The sequence below is a fragment of the Aquibium oceanicum genome (assembly GCF_001889605.1).
In the GTDB taxonomy this organism is placed as follows: domain Bacteria; phylum Pseudomonadota; class Alphaproteobacteria; order Rhizobiales; family Rhizobiaceae; genus Aquibium; species Aquibium oceanicum.
Window position 1 is genome coordinate 4,640,856 of record NZ_CP018171.1, and the last position, 17,620, is coordinate 4,658,475.

The window sequence follows — 17,620 nt, forward strand, 5'->3', positions numbered from 1 at the left end:
ACTGTCATCGCCCCTTCCACACCGGATCCCTCTTCTCTGCAAACGCGCGAAACCCTTCCATGTTGTCCTCCGAGGCGTAGAGCGCGTCGACCGTACGGAACTTGCGCTTGGTGATCCAGTTCATCGCGTCCTGGAACCCCATCGCCTCCGCCTCGCGCGCCACTTCCTTGATGGCGGCGAAGACCAGCGGCGGCCCGCCGGCCAGAAGCCGGGCGACCTCCCATACGCGCGCCTCCAGCCGGTCCGCCGGCACCACCTCGTTGACGAGGCCCCAGCGGTGCGCCTCGGCGACGTCCATCCAGCGCCCGGTGAGCAGGAGGTCCATGGCGACGTGATAGGGGATGCGCTTCGGCAGCTTGACTGTGGCGGCATCCGCCAGCGTACCGGCGCGGATTTCGGGCAGGGCGAAGGACGAGTGGTCCGAGGCGTAGATCAGGTCGCAGGAGAGTGCCAGTTCGAAGCCGCCGCCGACCGCCATGCCGTTGACGCAGGCGATGACCGGCTTGTTCATGTCGATGAGTTCCTGCAGGCCGGCGAACCCGCCGACGCCGTAGTCGCCGTCGACCGCATCGCCGCCCGCCGCCGCCTTCAGGTCCCATCCGGCCGAGAAGAACTTTTCGCCCGCCGTCTTGACGATGGCCACGCGCAGCGCGGGATCGTCGCGGAAGGCCCGAAAAGTCTCGCCCATCAGCCGCGAGGTCGCCAGGTCGATGGCGTTGGCCTTCGGCCGGTCGAGCGTGATCTCCAGAACCGCGCTTTCGGTTCGGGTGGTGATGACGTCGGTCATTCGATGCTCCTCGTCTGTGTCGCCGACGAAGCCGGCGTCGTGAATACCATCAGCGCGTCCGCGATCCACGCGCCTTGCTCGCATGCGATCAGAGGGTTGATATCGAGCTCTTCAAGCGTCCCCGCGTTCGCCATGGCAAAATCCGCGATCCCCAGAACCGCATCGACCACCGCATCGATGTCCGCCTTCGGCCGGCCGCGAAACCCGTCCAGCAGCGGGAAGAGCTTCAACCCGCGCAGCGCCACCTCGACATCCTCGCGCGATGCCGGCAACAGCAGCGTCGCGGAATCCTTCAGAAGCTCCACCATGACGCCGCCAGACCCGACCGTCATCACCGGCCCGAACAACGCGTCGCGCGTGATGCCCATGATGAGTTCGGCCACCCCGCCGGTCACCATGCGCTCGACATAGAGGCCGGATCCCAGCCCCGCCATCGCCCGCGCCGCGGCCCCCACCGCCTCCGCGTCGCACAGGTTCAACCTCACCGCGCCGGCTTCCGACTTGTGGGCGATCCCCAGCGCCTTCACCGCGACCGGATACCCGAGCGCCACCGCCGCCGCCACCGCCTCGTCTGGCGTCGCCACCCGCCGGCCCTCAGGCACCGGCAGCCCCGCCGAGGCAAGCATGGCTTTTGCGGTTGCTTCGTCCGGCTGACCCGCATCCTCTCCCCCCGTCGGGGGGAGAGGTGGCCCGGCGAAGCCGGGACGGAGAGGGGGAACCCGCCGAGCTCGACGCCAGTCCCCCTCTCCGCCTCGCTACGCTCGGCACCTCTCCCCCCAATGGGGGGAGAGGATGGAAGACCCCACGCCTCCCCCACGCCCGCCGCCGCCTCCGCCGCATCCACTGCCTCGGCGATCCCGTAGAGCGGCACGATCCCGCGCGAGATCAGCCCGGCGCAGTATTCCTCCGGCAGGTTCTCCGGCATGGAAGTGACGATCGCGCCCTTGCCGCCGTTGGCCTTCAGCGCCGCCTCGAAGGCGTTCACAGTCGGCCACCAGTCGACGTCCGTGCAGCGGTCGTTGCGCGGGAAGTCGAGCACGAGCATGTTCAGGTCGAAGCCGCCCGAGACCATGGCCGAAAAGGTGGCGGTCATGGCCGGCAGGTTATTCCAGATGAAGGTGTGGTAGTCGAGCGGATTGGCGACCGCCACCAGCGGCCCGAGCGTGGCTTTCACCCGCGCCCGGTGCTCGTCCGATAGCTTGGGAAAGCGCACCCGCCGCCCCTCGACGCTGTCCGCCATCACCGAGGCCTCGCCGCCGGAACAGCTCATCGATGAAAGCCGGTTTCCGCCGATCGGACCGGCGACGGCGAGCAGCTTCAGCGCCTCCAGGAAGGACGGGATTGTCGCCACGCGCGCGATGCCGAGCCGCTTCAGGAAGGCGTCTGATGCCGCGTCCGATCCCGCGAGCGAGGCGGTGTGCGACACCGTCGCCATGCGCGCCTGCTCCGAACGGCCGACCTTCATAGCCACGATCGGCTTCTTCAGTTCCCGCGCACGCGCCGCCAGCAGCTCGAAACCCTCGACTGAATCGAACCCCTCGATGTGGAGGCCGAGCGCCGACACCCGCGAATCCTCGATCAGCCCCAGCGCCATCTGGGACAGCCCGGTCTGCGCCTGATTGCCTGCCGTCATGATGTAGGCGACCGGCAGCCCGCGCTTCTGCATCGTCATGTTGATGGCGATGTTGGAGGACTGCGTGATAATCGCCACGCCCCGCGCGCCTTCGGCGAGCCGCTCGCCGCCGTGCTGGTCGGGCCACAGCAGCGCCCCGTCGGCATAGTTGATCAGCCCGTAGCAGTTAGGCCCGATCACCGGCATGTCGCCCGCCGCGGCGATCAGGTCGGCCTGCAGGCGCGCCCCGTCGGCGTCGTCCGCGCCGGCCTCCAGGAACCCCGAAGCGAAGCAGATCGCGCCGCCGGCGCCGCGGGCCGAGAGCTCGCGCACCATGTCGATGGTCAGATGACGGTTGACGCCGATAAAGGTGGCGTCCGGCACGCCGGGAAGATTGTCGATCGAACGGTAGGCCGGTAGGCCCTCCACGACATCCTTGGTCGGGTGCACCGGCCAGATCGTGCCGGCGAAGCCCATCTTCAGCGACTGCCTGACGACGTTTGACCCGAAGAATCCCCCGCCGATCACCGCGATCGTCTTCGGGCGCAGCAGGCGGGAAAGATCGCGCGGCGCGTTCATTGTCCCGCTCCGGTCTGCGGCAGGTCGGCGAAGGGGCGCGCGGTCGAGAGCTTTCCAAGTTCGGACCCGTAGTCGACGATCGCTTCCGTCCCCTTCGGGCTCAGGCCATAGACGCCGGTCCCGACGCGCTCGAACCAGCCGTAGTGATTGTCGGCCATAAGCCTCCGGGCGTGTCCGACGCCCGTATAGCGCGCGACCAGCGCCGCCTTGGTCGGCCCCAGCACGTTGAGCAGGCTGAGGCACAGCAGCGCCTCCTGCCGGTAGGCCGTCACGAGGTTGCGCCGTGTCGTCCCGCCGGTGTTCGGATCGCCGACCAGCTTGGCGAACTCCTTCAGCAGCCGCCCCCGACGCGCCTTCGACTGGCGCGGACGGTAGGGCTCGGGATCGCAGTGGATCTCCACGAACCCGTCTGCCAGCTTCACCGTCAGCAGCCCGAGCCCGAGCCGCCGGCAGAGCTTCCGGTTCTCCGCAAGCGCCTTCAGCGAAGCCCGTCCCGTGCCGCGCGGCACGGCGATGTAGACGGCGTCGGTCAGCGCCTGCCGATCGATCGCCTGATGGTAGAGCGACAGCGAGAACCCCGATTTCAGCTCCACGACCACCGGCTCGTCGCCGTCGCGCACGGCCACGAGATCGGCAGCCCCGATCTCGCCCTTCACCTCGTAGCCCTGCCCTTCGAGCATGCGCTTGACCGGCAGATAGAGGTCCGCTTCGCGGATCGCCGCTTTCGCCATCGGGCGGACTAGCCTCCCACCGCCCTGAGCAGTGCGCGCGAGATGATGTGGCGCTGGATCTCCGAGGTGCCCTCCCAGATGCGCTCCACCCGCGCGTCGCGCCAGATACGCTCCAGTGGCAGGTCGTCCATCAGGCCCATGCCGCCGTGGATCTGGATCGCCTCGTCGGCCACGAAGGCGAGCATCTCGGTCGCCTTCAGCTTGGCCATGGCCATGTCCTCGTCGGTTACCGTGCCGGCGTCATACTTCCACCCCGCCTCGAAGGTCAGGAGGTTCGCCGCCTTCAGTTCCGTCGCCATGTCGGCGAGTTTGAAGGAGATACCCTGGAACTTTCCGATCTGTTGGCCGAACTGCTGGCGCTGCGCGGCATAGTCGATCGAATGCGCCAGCGCCCGCTCCGCCCGGCCCAGGCATGTCGCGGCGACCTGGAGCCGCGTCGCGCCAAGCCACGAATTGGCGACCTCGAACCCTTTGTGAACCTCGCCCAGCACCTGGCTCGCCGGCAGCCGGCAGTCGTCGAATTCCAGCACCGCGTTGGTGTAGCCGCGATGCGAGACGTTGCGGTAGCCCTCGCGCACCGAAAATCCCGGCGTTCCCTTGTCGACGAAGAAGGCGGTGATCTTCTTGCGCTTTCCCCGTGGCGTCTCCTCCTCGCCCGAGGCCATGAAGACGATGGCGAAGCCGGCGATGTCGGCATGGCTGATGAAATGCTTGGTGCCGTTCAGCACCCAGTCGGTCCCGTCCTGAACCGCGCTCGCCTTCATGCCGCGCAGGTCGGAGCCGGCGCTTGGCTCGGTCATCGCCAGGCAGTCCCAGGTCTCGCCGCGGATGCAGGGATAGAGATACTTCTCCTTCTGCTCGTCGGTGCCGGCAAGAAGGATGTTGGAAGGCCGCGCAACGCAGGTCCAGTGCAGCGCGTAGTTGGCGCGACCGAGCTCCTTCTCGTAGAGCAGCCAGGTCAGCGTATCGAGCCCGGCGCCGCCGACCTCTGTCGGCATGTTGGCCGCGTAGAGCCCCGCTTCCATCGCCTTCTTCTGCAGCTCACGGATCAGGTCCATCTCCAGCCGCCCCGAGCGCTCCACCTCGCGCTCGTGCGGATAGAGCTCGTTCTCCACGAACGCCCGCGTGGTCTCGACGATGAGAGACTGTTCCTCGGTCAGGCCGAAATTCATGTCGTCACCAACTCCCGCTTCATCCGTGCACGTCGCCCAGGTCCCAGGCCTTCAGGAGGATCGGCTGCATCCGGTTCCAGTCGGCGACGCCCGTCGCCTCGGCCCAGCCTTCGTAGTCCCGCGTCAGGCGCGCGGTCAGCGGCTCGTTGCGGCCCATCATGTCGTTCAGTTCCGTGCGGTCTTCCTCCATGTCGTAGAGTTCCCACGGCTGATTGAACTTCCGGACGAGCTTGAACTTGCCGTCGCGTATCGCGCAGTTGCCCTCGTGCTCGAAGAAGAGCGGACGTTCCCGCTCCCAGGATCGGCCTTCCAGCAGCGGCAGGATGTTTTCGCCGTCCATCGCCTGGATCGCCTCGCCGCCGAGTTCGGATGGATAGCCGACGCCGGTCGCGGCGAGGATGGTCGGTAGGACGTCGATCACGTGGCACGGTGAATGGACCACCGTCTGCGGGCGGAACCGCTTCGGCCATTGCACGATGAGTGGCGTCGAGATGCCTCCCTCGTGCACCCAGTGCTTGAATAGCCGGAACGGCGCGTTGGAGACGTTGGCCCACGGCAGGTCGTAGCTCATGAAGGTCAGCGGACCGCCGGGCCTCAGCGTCGGCCGGTTGCCGATCTCGATCTTGCGGCCGTCATTGTGCCGGTCGGAGTAGTACTTGCCCCAGCCGTCCTCCGCCATGAACTCCGCACAGCCGCCATTGTCGGACAGGAAGAGGATCAGCGTGTCGTCGAGAATGCCGAGTTCCTTCAGGCGGGAGGTGACGCGCCCGATGTTCTGGTCGAGCCGGTCGATCATCGCGGCATAGGCGGCCATGCGGGCAGCCTCCCAGTCCTTGACCTTCACGTCTCCCCAGCCCGGCGCCGCCTCGTCGCGCGGCGAGATGTTCCATTTGTGTTGTAGCACCCCGCGCGCCTGCATCTCCTCGTGCCGCGCCGTGCGCGTGGCGTCCCAGCCGCCGGAATAGACACCGTCATAGCGCGCGATGTCCTCTTCCGGCGCCTGCAGCGGCCAGTGCGGCGCGTGGTGGGCCAGATAGAGGAAAAACGGCTGGTCGAGGCTGACGCTCTCGTCGATCATCTGGATCGCGTTGTCGGTGATTGCATCCGTCAGGTAGAAGTCGGACGGCGACACCTCGACGCGGGAATCGTCGCGCATCATGTAGTGCGGCGAGAAGAAGTTCATCACGCCATCGACGAAGCCGTAGAAGCGGTCGAAACCGCGCTGGCGCGGCGTCGGATGTTCGACGTCGCCCACACGCCAGCTGTCGACGAGTCGCGCTGTGTAGTCGCCGCCGACGTGCCACTTGCCCGACATCAGCGTCCGATAGCCGCCGAGCCGCATCAGTTCGGCAATCGTGGCGGCATCGTTGCGCAGGAACCCCTGGTAGGCCGGGGTTCCGAGATTGGTCCCCATGTGACCGATCCCGGCCTTGTGCGGATAGAGCCCGGTGAGCAGGGAGGCACGCGTGGGGCAGCAGCGCGCGCAATTGTACATCGCCGACAGGAGCACGCCGTTGTGCGCCAGTGCGTCGATGTTTGGCGTGCGGATCTCCGATCCCATGATGCCGAGATCGGAAAACCCCATGTCGTCGACGAGCACCAGAACGACGTTCGGCCGCTCCGTTCTGCCCGTTTCGGTCTGCCCTGGCTGCATCATGCGCTTCCCCTATCTTACGGCCCGGATCTCCCGGGGCCCAGCGGTATTCCCGGATACGAAGACTACCCCCTCTTTCCCTTCGCGGCTCCCTTCTTCTTTGCCTTCTCGGCCTTTGCCTTCTCGGCCGCCTTCGACACCTTCGCCTTCGCCGCCTTGCCGAGCTGCTTCACGTAGGCATTGTGCAGTTCGCCGGCGCCCCAGCCCTTGCCCTTCTCGGCCTTCGCCAGCGCTTCCATGATCCCGACCAGGTTCTCGTCGCGGATCTTTTCCAGCTCCCGGATCGACCATTTGCCGGACTGCTCGTCGGACTGGGTGGCGACCAGGTCGACGAGTTCGTCGTTGAACTCAGGAACGTCCATCAGCTTGGTCCAGGGCCAGGCCAGTGCCGGGCCGAACTGGGCCATGAAGTGGCGCATGCCGGCCTCGCCGCCCGCGATGCGGTAGGTTTGGAACATGCCCATCTGCGCCCAGCGCAGGCCAAAGCCGTAGCGCATGATGTCGTCCAGTTCCTCGACCGTGCAGATGCCGTCCTTGATCATCCACAGCGCCTCGCGCCAGGCCGCCTCCAGCAGGCGGTTGCCGACGAAGGCGTCGATCTCCTTGTTGATGACGACGCATTTCATGCCGATCGAGGTATAGGCCTCCCGCGCGCGTTCGACGAACTCCTTGCCCGTCTTCTCTCCGGGCACCAGTTCGTTGATCGGCAACAGATAGACCGGGTTGAACGGATGGGCGACGAGGAAGCGCTCGGGGTGCTTCATGTCCTTCGCCATGTCGGTCGCCTTGAAGCCGGACGTCGAGGAGCCGATCAACGCATCGGCGGGCGCCGCGGCCTCGATCTCGGCCAGCGTCTTCAGCTTCACGTCAAGCCGCTCCGGCACGCTCTCTTGGATGAAGTCGGCGCCCGAAACCGCATCGGCGATGGAGCCCGCATAGGTGATCCTGCCCTCCTTCGGCAGCCCCTTCACCGCCATGCGCTTGTAGGCGCGCCGCGCGTTCTTCATCACCTCGTCGACCTTGCGCTTGGCCTCGGGGTGCGGGTCGAACACCGTAACGTCAATGCCGTTCAGCGCCAGCCGCGCGATCCACCCGCCGCCGATGACGCCTCCCCCGATGCAGGCGGCCCTGGTGATGGTCATGCGGATGCTCCGTTTCTTTCTCTTGCAGTTTCGGGATCGCTCAGGGGCACGCGTTCGCCCGGCCGCATGACGGACGGGTCGTAGGCCTTGCGCGAGAATACCTCGGTCACAAAGGGACGGAAGAAATCGATCGGCAGTGTGTCGTAGCCGGGATCGAAGCTCGTCTGGTCCCAGCGCTCGCAGAATTGGTCGCAATCGTCGAAATAGGGGTGACCGGCGAACTTGTCCCGCGCGTGCGGATCGCCGCCGACATGATGCGCATAATACTTGCGCTGGAAGTCGCCGTGCTTTTCGACCACCCATGTGCACTGCTCGCGCACGAAGGGCTTCAGGATGGCCGCGGCGTATTCGTCGTGATTGTATGGCGCGTAGATGTCGCCGACGTCGTGCAGCAGGGCACTGACGATCCAGTCTGTATCGGCGCCATCGCGCCAGGCGCGCGTCGCGGTCTGCAAAGAATGCCCGAGGCGGGTAATCTTGTAGCCCGACAGGCTCTCATCGAGTTTCACCAGCGCCTCGAGCAGCCTGTCGCCGGTCTTGGCGGCGAAGCCGATCTCATGCTCGTTGAGGAACTCGTAGTCCTCCCGATCGCCGTCCTTCATCGCGGTGAACTTGACCGTCTTCAACGAAGAGCCTCCTCAGTCTGAGTGGTCGCAAAATCCGCGCGTCAGGCAGATACCGGCGCCCGCTTGGTGAGCCCCAGCTTCTTGCGCACCTCGTCCGGCCCGATCACCCGCGCGCCCATGTTCTCCACGACCGTTACGGCGCGCTCGACCAGCTGCGCATTGGTCGCCAGCACACCCTTGTCGAGCCACAGATTGTCTTCCAGCCCCACGCGCACGTTGCCGCCAGCCAGCACCGCGGCGGCGGCATAGGCCATCTGGTTGCGCCCGAGCGAGAATGCCGACCAGGTCCAGTCCGCCGGCACGTTGTTGACCATGGCCATGAAGGTGTTCAAATCGTCCGGCGCGCCCCAGGGCACCCCCATGCAGAGCTGCACCAGCGCCTGTGGCGCCAGCGTGCCCTCCTTCACCAGTTCCTTGGCGAACCACAGATGACCGGTGTCGAAGGCCTCGATCTCCGGCTTCACGCCGAGTTCGGTCATCATGCCGCCCATGGCGCGCAGCATCCCGGGCGTGTTGGTCATCACGTAGTCGGCCTCGGCGAAGTTCATCGTGCCGCAGTCGAGCGTGCAGATCTCCGGCAGGCATTCGGCCACGTGCTTCACGCGTTCGGCCGCGCCCGCCATGTCGGTGCCCTTGGGGTTCAGCGGCAGCGGCTTCTCGGTCGGACCGAACACCATGTCGCCGCCCATGCCGGCCGTGAGGTTCAGCACCACGTCGACCTCCGCCTCGCGGATGCGCTCGGTCACCTCGCGGTAGAGCGCCACGTCGCGGCGCGGCGCGCCCGTCTCGGGATCGCGCACGTGGCAATGCACGATCGCCGCCCCCGCCCGCGCCGCATCGATCGCGGACTCCGCGATCTGCTTGGGCGAGCGCGGCACGTGCGGGCTGCGGTCCTGCGTGGCACCAGAGCCGGTGACGGCGCAGGTGATGAAGACCTCGCGGTTCATGGTGAGCGGCATGGAACGATTTCCTCCAGATGCGCCGAAGCAACCCCTCTCCGTTTGCCTTCGGCAGCCACCTCTCCCGGGGGAGAGGAGACGCAGCCGGAAGCCTTGATACCCATCCTCTCCCCCTCGCGAAGTGATGGAGAGGTGGCACGGGCGAAGCCCGAGACGGACAGGGGGAAGCCGGTCGATGTCCATGCAACTTCCGCCTCCTTGCATCTCCATGCTTCACATTTTACGAATTCATCATGTCAAAAAGCGAAACGCGATCCATCTTCCTCCCGGACCCTGCGCCGCTCCGCCTGACCTTCCTCGTTTTCTCCGGCGCCTCCATCATGTGCGTCGCCTCGGCGATCGACCCTCTGCGCGCGGCCAACCGGGTGGCGGGAAAGACGCTGTTCGACTGGTCGATCGTGTCCGCCGACGGCAAGCCGCCGGTCACCACCTCAGGCTTGCCGGTCGCGGTGGCGGGAAAGTTCGATCCGACGGCCCGCGCAGACGTACTGGTGGCCGTCGGCGGTTTCGGCACTCGCGCTGGCTCGTCCGGAACGCTGCCGACCGCCTTTCGGCGCGCGGCGCGCTCGGCGCGCGCGGTCGGCGGCGTGGAAGCCGGCGGCTGGCTGCTCGCCCGCGCCGGTCTTCTTGACGGCCGCGCCGCGACCACGCACTGGGAGGATCTGGAGGATTTCTCGGCCGCCTTTCCCGACGTCGACGTCCGGCCCGACCGCTACGTCATCGACGGCCCGGTCTTCACCACCGGTGGCGCCTCGCCGACCTTCGACCTGATGCTGCACTTGATCCGGTCTCGGCTCGGCATGGCGGTGGCGCTCGATGTCGCATCGGTCTTCATCTACGACCAGGCGCGCGCCGCGACCGACGCGCAGCCGCTGGTCTCGCTCGGCCGTCTCGACGGCTATGACCCGCGGCTGGCCCAGGCGATCCGCCTGATGGAAAGCCATGTTGACCGGCCGCTGCCGGTCTCGGCCATCGCGCTGCGCGCCGGCGTCACGGCGCGGACACTGGAAAAGATCTTCGCCGCGGCGATCGGCGAGACCCCCGGCGCCTACTATCTGCGCCTGCGCCTCAACGCCGCCCGCCGCCTCGTGCTCGACACTTCCGAGCCCATGGCCGACATCGCCGCGCGCACCGGCTTCTCCTCCTCCGCCGCCTTCAGCCGCGCCTTCTCCCGCGCCTTCGGCAAGGCGCCGGTGAGGATGCGGCGGGGGTGACGCCTTCCACGCCCCGTCCTGGTGGTATATATCGAGGGTCTAGACCAGCGGAGGAAAGCACGATGAACGAGCAGCCCCGCAAGACGGCAAAACTCTTCATGAACGGCCGCAGCCAGGCCGTCCGCCTGCCTGCTGAATTCCGTTTCGAGGGCACCGAGGTGGAAATCCGGCGGGATCCGGCGACCGGGGAGGTTGTTCTGTCGCCGATTCTCGAGCGTACCGGCAGCTGGGATCGCTTCCTTGACGCGGTGAGCAAAGTTCGGCCGGAAGACGTGCCGGATGGTTTCCCATGGAGGGATACGCGGCAACATGATCGCGACCCGTTCGAATGAACGGCCCCTATCTGCTGGACACCAACATGATCAGCTACGCCGCTTCTGGCCGATCGCCCGAGGCTATACGCCGGATCACGTCCCGACAGGCCGGAGACATACTGATCTCCGTCATCTCATACGCGGAAGTCAGATATGGATTGGTGCGTCGCCCGGGTGCCACGAGACTGGAAACTGCAACCAGGGCGCTCTTCGCTGAGTCGATCATCTTGCCCTGGACGACATCGACCGCCGACCTCTACTCGGATCTGCGTTCTACGATGGAGCGGGACGGCAAGTCGCTCACGCCCCTCGACATGTTCATAGCTGCGCACGCACTCGAAGCGGGCGCCACATTGGTCTCCGCCGACACGGCATTTCGCCATGTGCCGGAGCTTATGGTCGAGGACTGGTCGGTCGTCTAGATTTGCGAGCGGCACGGGCGCGTAGACGAAGGCACAGGCCGGTCGCGATGCGCATTGCCATGGGGGCATAGGGAAGGAAACATGACCGAAATGCTCTCCAGCCCCCCTGCCGATCCGGACGTCGCCTCGATGCTCGACCGACCCGCCTGGACTGCCCTCACCACCCTTCATGCCCACCTCGCCGAAGGCGGAGACCTGGCGCGGCGGTACGATCCCTCGATCGTCCCTTTCGCCGCGACGCTCGACGACAGCCCCGAGTGCCTTGCCGCGCTGGCGGCGCTGCCGGCGCCCGGCGAGTCGATGCTGTTCCTGCAGGCCGATCCGGTCGCCCTACCGGCGAACCTCACCGCGACGCTGGAAGCGGACGGAGTGCAGATGATCGCCATGGACGACCTGCCCGCGATCGAGGACCCGCGCATCGTTCAACTCGGCGAGGCCGACGCTTCCGACATGCTGGAACTCGCCACGCTGACGAAACCGGGACCCTTCACGCTGAAGGCGCTGCGCCTCGGCGGGTTCTGGGGCATCCGCCGCGATGGCCGTCTCGTCGCCATGGCGGGCGAGCGGATGAAACAGCCGGGCTTCACCGAGATTAGTGGTGTCTGCACCCACCCGGAAGCGCGCGGCAATGGCTACGCCCGCCTCCTGTCGCTGTTCGTCGCCGGACGCATCGCCGCCAGTGGCGAACGGCCCTATCTGCACGCCTGGGCCAGCAATGCGGCGGCCATCCGGCTCTACGAGAGCCTCGGCTTCACCCTGCGCAGGAAGATGCACGTGACGATGGCGGTGCGGACGTCGTAGAGGCGGCGGCTGCCCGCCGCCTCCATGGGGTTCCTCAGGCGGCCTTGTCGGTGGCGACGGGATAGTCGATGTAGCCCTTGGCGCCGCCGCCGTAAAATGTCGCCCGGTCGCCTTCATTCAGGGGCAGGTCGCGGCGCAAGCGCTCGACCAGGTCCGGATTGGCGATGAATGGACGGCCGAAGGCGACGAGGTCGGCCCGGCCGCTCGACACGGCCTCCTCGGCCAGGGCCTTGTCGTAGCCATTGTTGACGATCCAGGCACCCTTGCCGCAGGCCTCGCGATAGGCCGCCTTCAGCGCCGCCCAGTCGAACGGCGCCTCGCCCTGGTTGAAGTCTCGCGCGCCGCCCGTGGCGCCCTCGACCAGATGAATATAGGCCAGGCCACGCTTGGCGAGCCCGCGAACGACGTGCTCGAAAAGCGGCTGCGGATCGGGGTCGGAGGCGTCGTTGGCAGGCGTCACCGGCGAGAGCCGGATGCCGGTTCGCGCAGCGCCGGCGCCCTCGATGACGGCGTCCACCACCTCGAACAGGAAGCGGGCCCGGTTCTCGATCGAGCCGCCGTAGTCATCGGTGCGCCGGTTGCTGCCCGAACGCAGGAACTGGTCGACGAGGTAGCCGTTCGCGCCGTGGATTTCGACGCCGTCGAAGCCGGCCTCGCTCACCGCGGCCTTCGCGGCCTTCCTGTAGTCGTCGAGGATGCCGGGGATTTCCGAAGCATCCAGCGCCCTCGGCTCGGAGGTTTCCACGAACGCGCCGGAGCCGTCCTCGCCGAGGACGTAGGTCTTCGACTTCGCGGTGATGGCAGAAGGCGCCACCGGCTTGCCGCCGTCCGGCTGCAGGCTGACATGCGAGATGCGGCCGACATGCCAGAGCTGGGTGACGATCTTCCCGCCCGCCGCGTGCACGGCATCGGTGACCTTGCGCCAGCCGGCAAGCTGGTCGGCGCCGTAGAGGCCGGGCACGTCGGCATAGCCCTGGCCCTGGTGGCTGATGGCAGTCGCCTCGGTGATCACCAGCCCGGCGGTCGCGCGCTGCGAATAGTATTCGGTGGCAAAGGGGCCGGGCACCGCGCCCGGCGAACGGTTGCGCGTCAGCGGCGCCATGGCGATGCGGTTGGAAAGCCGGATGTCGCCGACCGTGGTCGGATCGAAAAGCGTGGTCATGGGAAGTCCTTTCGGAAGGATACTGGAGGAAGATCAGAGATCGTCGAGCGAGGCGCGGAAGGCCGCGATCGCCGGCTCGTTGCGGGTGTAGAAGGCCCACTGTCCGACGCGCCGCTGGGTCACCAGTCCGCTGGCGACGAGCGCGGTGAGGTGGGATGAGACCGTCGACTGGGAGAGCCCGCAGCGCTCGAACTGGCGCGCGCAGATGCCCATCTCGAGCGGGTGATGCTCACCGGAAAAGTGCTTCTCCGGCTCCTTCAGCCAGGCGAGCATGTCCCGCCGCACCGGGCTCGCCAGTGCCTTGAGGATCGCGTCCCGATCGATGTCGATCTTAGTATCGGTCATGATCGATATATGGATCGGGCATCATCGATTATCCAGGGAACGTCATCCCATATTCAGCGCCCCAAGAGTTTTCCATTCCCCGCCACCGCGTTCCCGAAACGCAAGAGCCGCCCCGTCCGGCAAGGACGAGGCGGCTCGGAGGAACCGGAGGCTCGGGCGGAAGCAGCTTTAGACCCGCTCCAGCGCGATCGCGATGCCCTGGCCGACGCCGATGCACATGGTGGCGAGCGCCAGCTTCGCGCCGCGCTCCCTGAGTTCCAGCGCCGCCGTGCCCGAAATGCGCGCGCCGGACATGCCGAGCGGATGGCCGAGCGCTATGGCACCGCCGTTCGGGTTGACGTGCCCCGCGTCCTCGGCAATCCCGAGATCGCGGAGCACGGCGATGCCTTGGGAGGCAAAGGCTTCGTTGAGTTCGATCACGTCGAAGTCCGACGGCTTCATGCCGAGCCGCGCGCAGAGCTTCTTCGAGGCTGGCGCCGGCCCCATCCCCATGATGCGCGGTGGCACGCCGGCCACGGCACCGCCAAGCACGCGCGCGATCGGGGTCAGTCCGTATTTCTTCACTGCCGCTTCCGAGGCGACGATCAGCGCGGCCGCGCCGTCATTGACCCCCGATGCGTTGCCGGCCGTCACCGTGCCGCCCTCTTTCTTGAAGGGCGTGCCGAGCTTGGCGAGCGTCTCGACCGTGGTGCCGGCGCGCGGGTGCTCGTCCTTCGACACGACGACCGGGTCGCCCTTGCGCTGCGGAATGGTGACCGGGACGATCTCCTTGGCCAGGCGCCCGTTCTCCTGCGCGGCGACCGCCTTCTCCTGGCTGCGCACCGCGAAGGCATCCTGGTCGGCGCGGCTGACCTTGAAATCCGCAGCCACGTTCTCGCCCGTCTCGGGCATCGAATCGACACCGTACTGCTTCTTCATCAGCGGGTTGACGAAGCGCCAGCCGATCGTGGTGTCGTAGATCTCGGCATTGCGCGAGAAGGCCGTGTCGGCCTTGGGCATGACGAAGGGCGCGCGGCTCATCGATTCGACGCCGCCCGCGATCATGATCTCCACCTCGCCGGCCTTGATGGCGCGCGCGGCGATGGTGACGGCATCCATGCCGGAGCCGCACAGGCGATTGACGGTCGAGCCCGGCACCGCCGTCGGCAGCCCGGCCAGGAGTGCCGCCATGCGCGCCACGTTGCGGTTGTCCTCGCCGGCCTGGTTGGCGCAGCCATAGACGACGTCGTCGATCGCTTCCCAGTCGACCTTGCCGTTGCGCTCCATCAGCGCCTTGATCGGAATCGCGCCGAGGTCGTCGGCCCGGACGGAGGAGAGCGACCCGCCGAAGCGGCCGATCGGGGTGCGGACGTAGTCGCAGATATAGGCTTCGGACATCTCAGAGCTCCGGTACGTTGAGTTCGCCGACCGTGTCGCCGACGACGAGCGTTGCGCCGGTCACGGCCTGCAGGTCCTCGAGGCTGATCGAGGCCAGCTTTTCGCGCAGCACGAAGCGCTTGTCGACGATGTCGATGACGGCGAGGCTGGTGAACACCGTCGTCACGCATCCAACGCCGGTCAGCGGCAGCCGGCATTTTTCGAGCAGCTTGGGCTCGCCCTTCTTGGTGACGTGGTCGGTGACCACCCAGACCTGCTTCGCCCCATGCACGAGGTCCATCGCGCCGCCGACGGCGGGCACCGACTTGGGGCCGGTGCTCCAGTTGGCGAGGTCACCGGTCTCGGCCACCTCGTAGGCACCGAGCACCGCGACGTCGAGATGGCCGCCGCGCACCATGGCGAAGCTGTCGGCGTGGTGGAAGAAGGCCGCACCCGGGTTCAGCGTCACGGCCTTCTTGCCGGCGTTGATCAGGTCCCAGTCCTCATCGCCCGCCGGCGGGGCCTCGCCGAAATCCAGGATGCCGTTTTCGGTGTGGTAGACCACCTCCCGCCCCTTCGGCTTGAAGGTAGCGATCATCTCGGGAAAGCCGATGCCGAGATTGACGTAGGAACCGTCGGGCAGGTCCTGCGCCGCGCGCCAGGCGATCTGCGCGTTGGAAAGCTTCGAGACCATCACTTGGCTCCCTCGCGCAGCAGCGCCTCTTCCTGTGCCGGATCAGGGACTTCGACCACGCGGTCGACGAAGATGCCCGGCGTGATGACGGCCTCCGGATCGATCCCGCCCGGCTCGACCACCCGGCTCGCCTGCACGATGGTCGTGGCGGCGGCCATGGCCATCAGCGGCGAGAAATTGCGGGCCGCCTTGCGGTACGTCAGGTTGCCCTTGCGGTCGGCGAGTTCGGCCTTGATCAGCGCCACGTCCGCCTTCAGCCACCGCTCCCGAACATAGGGACGCCCGTCGAACTCTTCGACCGGCTTGCCCTCGGCGAGCTGCGTGCCGTAGCTGGTGGGCGTATAGAACGCCGGGATACCCGCCCCGCCGGCACGGATCCGCTCCGCCAGCGTGCCCTGCGGCACGAGTTCGAGCTCGATTTCGCCCGCCAGATACTTGTCGGTGAACGCCTTCGGGTCCGACGAGCGCGGGAAGGAGCACACCATCTTGGCCACCATGCCGGCGTAGATCATCGCCGCGATGCCCACCGCGCCGTTGCCGGCATTGTTGTTGATGACGGTGAGGTTCCCCGGCGCGCCGGTCGTCTTGTACCGCTCGACCAGCGCGTGGATCAGCTCGATCGGCGCGCCGGCGCCGCCGAAGCCGCCGATCATCACCGACATGCCGTCCTCGACCGCTTCGAGCGCATCTTCGATGCCTGGATAGATCTTGTTCATCGTCGGTCGGTCCCGCCGCTGCCGGACGGCTCAAGGCCGCCCAAGAAAGTTCGCATTGCGAACTCATGTTTCCTATGCGATACTTTCTATGTGAGCGACGATCCGAAGTCAATGCGGGAGGTCCCGGCCGGACGCGATGCGGACGAGACTCGCATGCGCGACCTGGTCGGATCGCTGACGCGCGGGCTCGGCGTCATGGAAATACTCGCCGCGCATCCGCAGGGACTGACGCTGACCGAGACGGCGGAGAAAGCCGGCCTCACACGCGCCGGCGCCCGCCGCTTCCTGCTCACCCTCGTCGCTTCGGGCTATGCCGTGCAGGACGGACGCACCTTCCGCCTGTCCTCGCGGTTGATCTCGGTCGCCCGCGCCTGGCTCGGAGGCGCCTCCCTCTGGGCCTTCGCCGAACCCTTCATGCGCGAGGTTTCGACCCGTTTCGGCGAGGCCTGTTCGGCCGCCGTGCTGTCGGGCGAGGACGTCGTCTACGTCGCCCGCGTGCCCGGCCGGCACATCCTCTCGGTCGCGCTGCACGTGGGCACGCGCCTGCCCGCTTTCTGCACCTCGATGGGCCGCGTGCTCCTGTCCGATCTCCCGCGGGGCGACCTCGACCGCTTCCTCGCCCGCGCGGAACTGAGGCCTCTGACCGCCAGGACGCTGACCGACCGGGCGGACCTGCGCGCCGCGATCCTCTCGGCGGCGGCCGGAGGCTACGCGCTGGTCGACGAGGAACTGGAACCCGGCCTGCGCTCCATCGCCGTGCCCGTGCGCGATCGCACCGGCCGCGCCGTCGCCGCCATCAACGTCTCCACCCAGTCGGCGAGGCTGTCGGCTCAGACCATGACCGCCGACGTCCTGCCCGCCCTGCGCGACGCGGCGCGGCAGATCGAGGATTTCTTCGTGGTGCAGTGAGGTGGATGGGAGGCGGTGCAGAGAAAGACGCCTCTTCCGTCCCTTAACACGCGCGTTGCCCGCGATGCGCTCCCCCGCGACCCCTGCACTCGAACAGACAAAATAGGCAGCAGCCATCGTCGATTCTGTCCACGTGCATCTCCAGTGCCGCATACTCCCCCTGTCTTTCCACCGGGCTTCGGGTGGCTGCCGGGCCGACCGGGGGGGAAGGCGGCGTGCGGGATTGGCCTCGTCCGGTTGGCGGGGTCGGGGATTGCCTCGGTAAGGCCCCACGGTCCCGGCCCCTCCTGCGCTGGCGACCTACGGCTTTCGAGCACAGGGTGAGTCAGAGGGGGGCAGCAGCGTCGGCGGTGCGCGTCTGACGGGCATCGTTCTAGAAAAACAGCGCTGTCGGACCGTCCGCCAGCGCGCGCACCGTTTCCTTC

17 protein-coding genes and 1 pseudogene are annotated in these 17,620 nt (G+C 67.2%); 5 read left to right on the forward strand and 13 right to left on the reverse strand.

The features are described 5' to 3' along the window. Positions 1 to 4 precede the first annotated feature (4 nt). From BSQ44_RS22635 to bcoG, 8 genes and pseudogenes are all read right to left on the reverse strand, one after another. Entirely contained in the window at positions 5 to 787 is a 783-nt protein-coding gene (locus BSQ44_RS22635) for a carnitinyl-CoA dehydratase (RefSeq protein ID WP_072607328.1), read from the reverse strand. Continuing rightward, positions 784 to 2,978: pseudogene (locus tag BSQ44_RS22640) on the reverse strand (acetate--CoA ligase family protein). Before BSQ44_RS22640 ends, BSQ44_RS22635 begins: the two are co-directional and overlap by 4 nt. Then, on the reverse strand, positions 2,975 to 3,709 hold the full coding sequence (locus BSQ44_RS22645; protein WP_072607329.1) for a DUF2161 domain-containing phosphodiesterase: 735 nt from the start codon (positions 3,707 to 3,709) through the stop codon (positions 2,975 to 2,977). The pseudogene BSQ44_RS22640 and the gene BSQ44_RS22645 overlap by 4 nt, the downstream one beginning before the upstream one ends. A gap of 8 nt (positions 3,710 to 3,717) precedes the next feature. Next, on the reverse strand, positions 3,718 to 4,881 hold the full coding sequence (locus BSQ44_RS22650) for an acyl-CoA dehydrogenase family protein (protein WP_072607330.1): 1,164 nt from the start codon (positions 4,879 to 4,881) through the stop codon (positions 3,718 to 3,720). A gap of 19 nt (positions 4,882 to 4,900) precedes the next feature. Further along, positions 4,901 to 6,538 (reverse strand): arylsulfatase, encoded by a 1,638-nt coding sequence (locus tag BSQ44_RS22655; protein WP_210187899.1) that lies wholly within the window; start codon positions 6,536 to 6,538, stop codon positions 4,901 to 4,903. 62 nt (positions 6,539 to 6,600) lie between these two features. Next, a complete protein-coding gene (locus BSQ44_RS22660; RefSeq protein WP_072607331.1) occupies positions 6,601 to 7,677 on the reverse strand; it encodes a 3-hydroxyacyl-CoA dehydrogenase NAD-binding domain-containing protein in 1,077 nt (358 codons plus the stop codon). After that, complete coding sequence (locus tag BSQ44_RS22665; protein ID WP_072607332.1) at positions 7,674 to 8,303, reverse strand: HD domain-containing protein; 630 nt, start codon at positions 8,301 to 8,303, stop codon at positions 7,674 to 7,676. The genes BSQ44_RS22660 and BSQ44_RS22665 overlap by 4 nt, the downstream gene beginning before the upstream one ends. A gap of 41 nt (positions 8,304 to 8,344) precedes the next feature. Further along, positions 8,345 to 9,262, reverse strand: coding sequence for a 3-dehydrocarnitine:acetyl-CoA trimethylamine transferase BcoG (bcoG, locus tag BSQ44_RS22670; RefSeq protein ID WP_072607333.1), 918 nt, complete (start codon positions 9,260 to 9,262; stop codon positions 8,345 to 8,347). A gap of 233 nt (positions 9,263 to 9,495) precedes the next feature. Here bcoG and BSQ44_RS22675 point away from each other — a divergent pair, with 233 nt between their 5' ends. The 4 genes from BSQ44_RS22675 to BSQ44_RS22690 all read left to right on the forward strand — a co-directional run bounded on the left by BSQ44_RS22675 (position 9,496) and on the right by BSQ44_RS22690 (position 12,013). After that, positions 9,496 to 10,476: a GlxA family transcriptional regulator gene (locus tag BSQ44_RS22675; protein WP_072607334.1), complete on the forward strand. Its 981-nt coding sequence runs from the start codon at positions 9,496 to 9,498 to the stop codon at positions 10,474 to 10,476. A 62-nt stretch (positions 10,477 to 10,538) separates the two neighbouring features. Beyond that, positions 10,539 to 10,808, forward strand: coding sequence for an antitoxin (locus BSQ44_RS22680; RefSeq protein ID WP_072607335.1), 270 nt, complete (start codon positions 10,539 to 10,541; stop codon positions 10,806 to 10,808). Then, the gene (locus BSQ44_RS22685; protein ID WP_072607336.1) at positions 10,805 to 11,212 is read left to right on the forward strand and encodes a type II toxin-antitoxin system VapC family toxin; all 408 of its coding nucleotides are present in this window, start codon (positions 10,805 to 10,807) and stop codon (positions 11,210 to 11,212) included. The genes BSQ44_RS22680 and BSQ44_RS22685 overlap by 4 nt, the downstream gene beginning before the upstream one ends. An 81-nt stretch (positions 11,213 to 11,293) precedes the next feature. Next, positions 11,294 to 12,013: a GNAT family N-acetyltransferase gene (locus BSQ44_RS22690; RefSeq protein ID WP_235633292.1), complete on the forward strand. Its 720-nt coding sequence runs from the start codon at positions 11,294 to 11,296 to the stop codon at positions 12,011 to 12,013. A gap of 34 nt (positions 12,014 to 12,047) precedes the next feature. Here BSQ44_RS22690 and BSQ44_RS22695 read toward each other — a convergent pair whose 3' ends face one another. The 5 genes from BSQ44_RS22695 to BSQ44_RS22715 all read right to left on the reverse strand — a co-directional run bounded on the left by BSQ44_RS22695 (position 12,048) and on the right by BSQ44_RS22715 (position 16,286). After that, positions 12,048 to 13,175, reverse strand: a complete 1,128-nt coding sequence (locus tag BSQ44_RS22695; RefSeq protein WP_072607337.1) for an alkene reductase — start codon at positions 13,173 to 13,175, stop codon at positions 12,048 to 12,050. Positions 13,176 to 13,208: 33 nt separating this feature from the next. After that, positions 13,209 to 13,499, reverse strand: coding sequence for an ArsR/SmtB family transcription factor (locus tag BSQ44_RS22700; RefSeq protein ID WP_072608230.1), 291 nt, complete (start codon positions 13,497 to 13,499; stop codon positions 13,209 to 13,211). Between the two features lie 189 nt (positions 13,500 to 13,688). After that, complete coding sequence (pcaF, locus tag BSQ44_RS22705) at positions 13,689 to 14,897, reverse strand: 3-oxoadipyl-CoA thiolase (RefSeq protein WP_072607338.1); 1,209 nt, start codon at positions 14,895 to 14,897, stop codon at positions 13,689 to 13,691. 1 nt (position 14,898) lies between these two features. After that, a complete protein-coding gene (locus tag BSQ44_RS22710; RefSeq protein ID WP_072607339.1) occupies positions 14,899 to 15,570 on the reverse strand; it encodes a 3-oxoacid CoA-transferase subunit B in 672 nt (223 codons plus the stop codon). Further along, the gene (locus tag BSQ44_RS22715; RefSeq protein WP_072607340.1) at positions 15,570 to 16,286 is read right to left on the reverse strand and encodes a 3-oxoacid CoA-transferase subunit A; all 717 of its coding nucleotides are present in this window, start codon (positions 16,284 to 16,286) and stop codon (positions 15,570 to 15,572) included. Before BSQ44_RS22715 ends, BSQ44_RS22710 begins: the two co-directional genes overlap by 1 nt. Positions 16,287 to 16,439: 153 nt before the next feature. Here BSQ44_RS22715 and BSQ44_RS22720 point away from each other — a divergent pair, with 153 nt between their 5' ends. After that, complete coding sequence (locus tag BSQ44_RS22720) at positions 16,440 to 17,195, forward strand: IclR family transcriptional regulator domain-containing protein (RefSeq protein ID WP_114580105.1); 756 nt, start codon at positions 16,440 to 16,442, stop codon at positions 17,193 to 17,195. Positions 17,196 to 17,620: the final 425 nt, after the last annotated feature.

Excerpts from the sequence above, each read along its gene's own strand:
- bcoG (WP_072607333.1), bottom strand. The coding sequence starts at position 9,262 with ATGCCGCTCACCATGAACCGCGAGGTCTTCATCACCTGCGCCGTCACC.
- BSQ44_RS22650 (WP_072607330.1), bottom strand. The coding sequence starts at position 4,881 with ATGAATTTCGGCCTGACCGAGGAACAGTCTCTCATCGTCGAGACCACG.
- BSQ44_RS22690 (WP_235633292.1), top strand. The coding sequence starts at position 11,294 with ATGACCGAAATGCTCTCCAGCCCCCCTGCCGATCCGGACGTCGCCTCG.
- BSQ44_RS22695 (WP_072607337.1), bottom strand. The coding sequence starts at position 13,175 with ATGACCACGCTTTTCGATCCGACCACGGTCGGCGACATCCGGCTTTCC.
- BSQ44_RS22645 (WP_072607329.1), bottom strand. The coding sequence starts at position 3,709 with ATGGCGAAAGCGGCGATCCGCGAAGCGGACCTCTATCTGCCGGTCAAG.
- BSQ44_RS22680 (WP_072607335.1), top strand. The coding sequence starts at position 10,539 with ATGAACGAGCAGCCCCGCAAGACGGCAAAACTCTTCATGAACGGCCGC.
- pcaF (WP_072607338.1), bottom strand. The coding sequence starts at position 14,897 with ATGTCCGAAGCCTATATCTGCGACTACGTCCGCACCCCGATCGGCCGC.
- BSQ44_RS22715 (WP_072607340.1), bottom strand. The coding sequence starts at position 16,286 with ATGAACAAGATCTATCCAGGCATCGAAGATGCGCTCGAAGCGGTCGAG.
- BSQ44_RS22660 (WP_072607331.1), bottom strand. The coding sequence starts at position 7,677 with ATGACCATCACCAGGGCCGCCTGCATCGGGGGAGGCGTCATCGGCGGC.
- BSQ44_RS22655 (WP_210187899.1), bottom strand. The coding sequence starts at position 6,538 with ATGATGCAGCCAGGGCAGACCGAAACGGGCAGAACGGAGCGGCCGAAC.
- BSQ44_RS22635 (WP_072607328.1), bottom strand. The coding sequence starts at position 787 with ATGACCGACGTCATCACCACCCGAACCGAAAGCGCGGTTCTGGAGATC.
- BSQ44_RS22685 (WP_072607336.1), top strand. The coding sequence starts at position 10,805 with ATGAACGGCCCCTATCTGCTGGACACCAACATGATCAGCTACGCCGCT.
- BSQ44_RS22675 (WP_072607334.1), top strand. The coding sequence starts at position 9,496 with ATGTCAAAAAGCGAAACGCGATCCATCTTCCTCCCGGACCCTGCGCCG.
- BSQ44_RS22720 (WP_114580105.1), top strand. The coding sequence starts at position 16,440 with ATGCGCGACCTGGTCGGATCGCTGACGCGCGGGCTCGGCGTCATGGAA.
- BSQ44_RS22710 (WP_072607339.1), bottom strand. The coding sequence starts at position 15,570 with ATGGTCTCGAAGCTTTCCAACGCGCAGATCGCCTGGCGCGCGGCGCAG.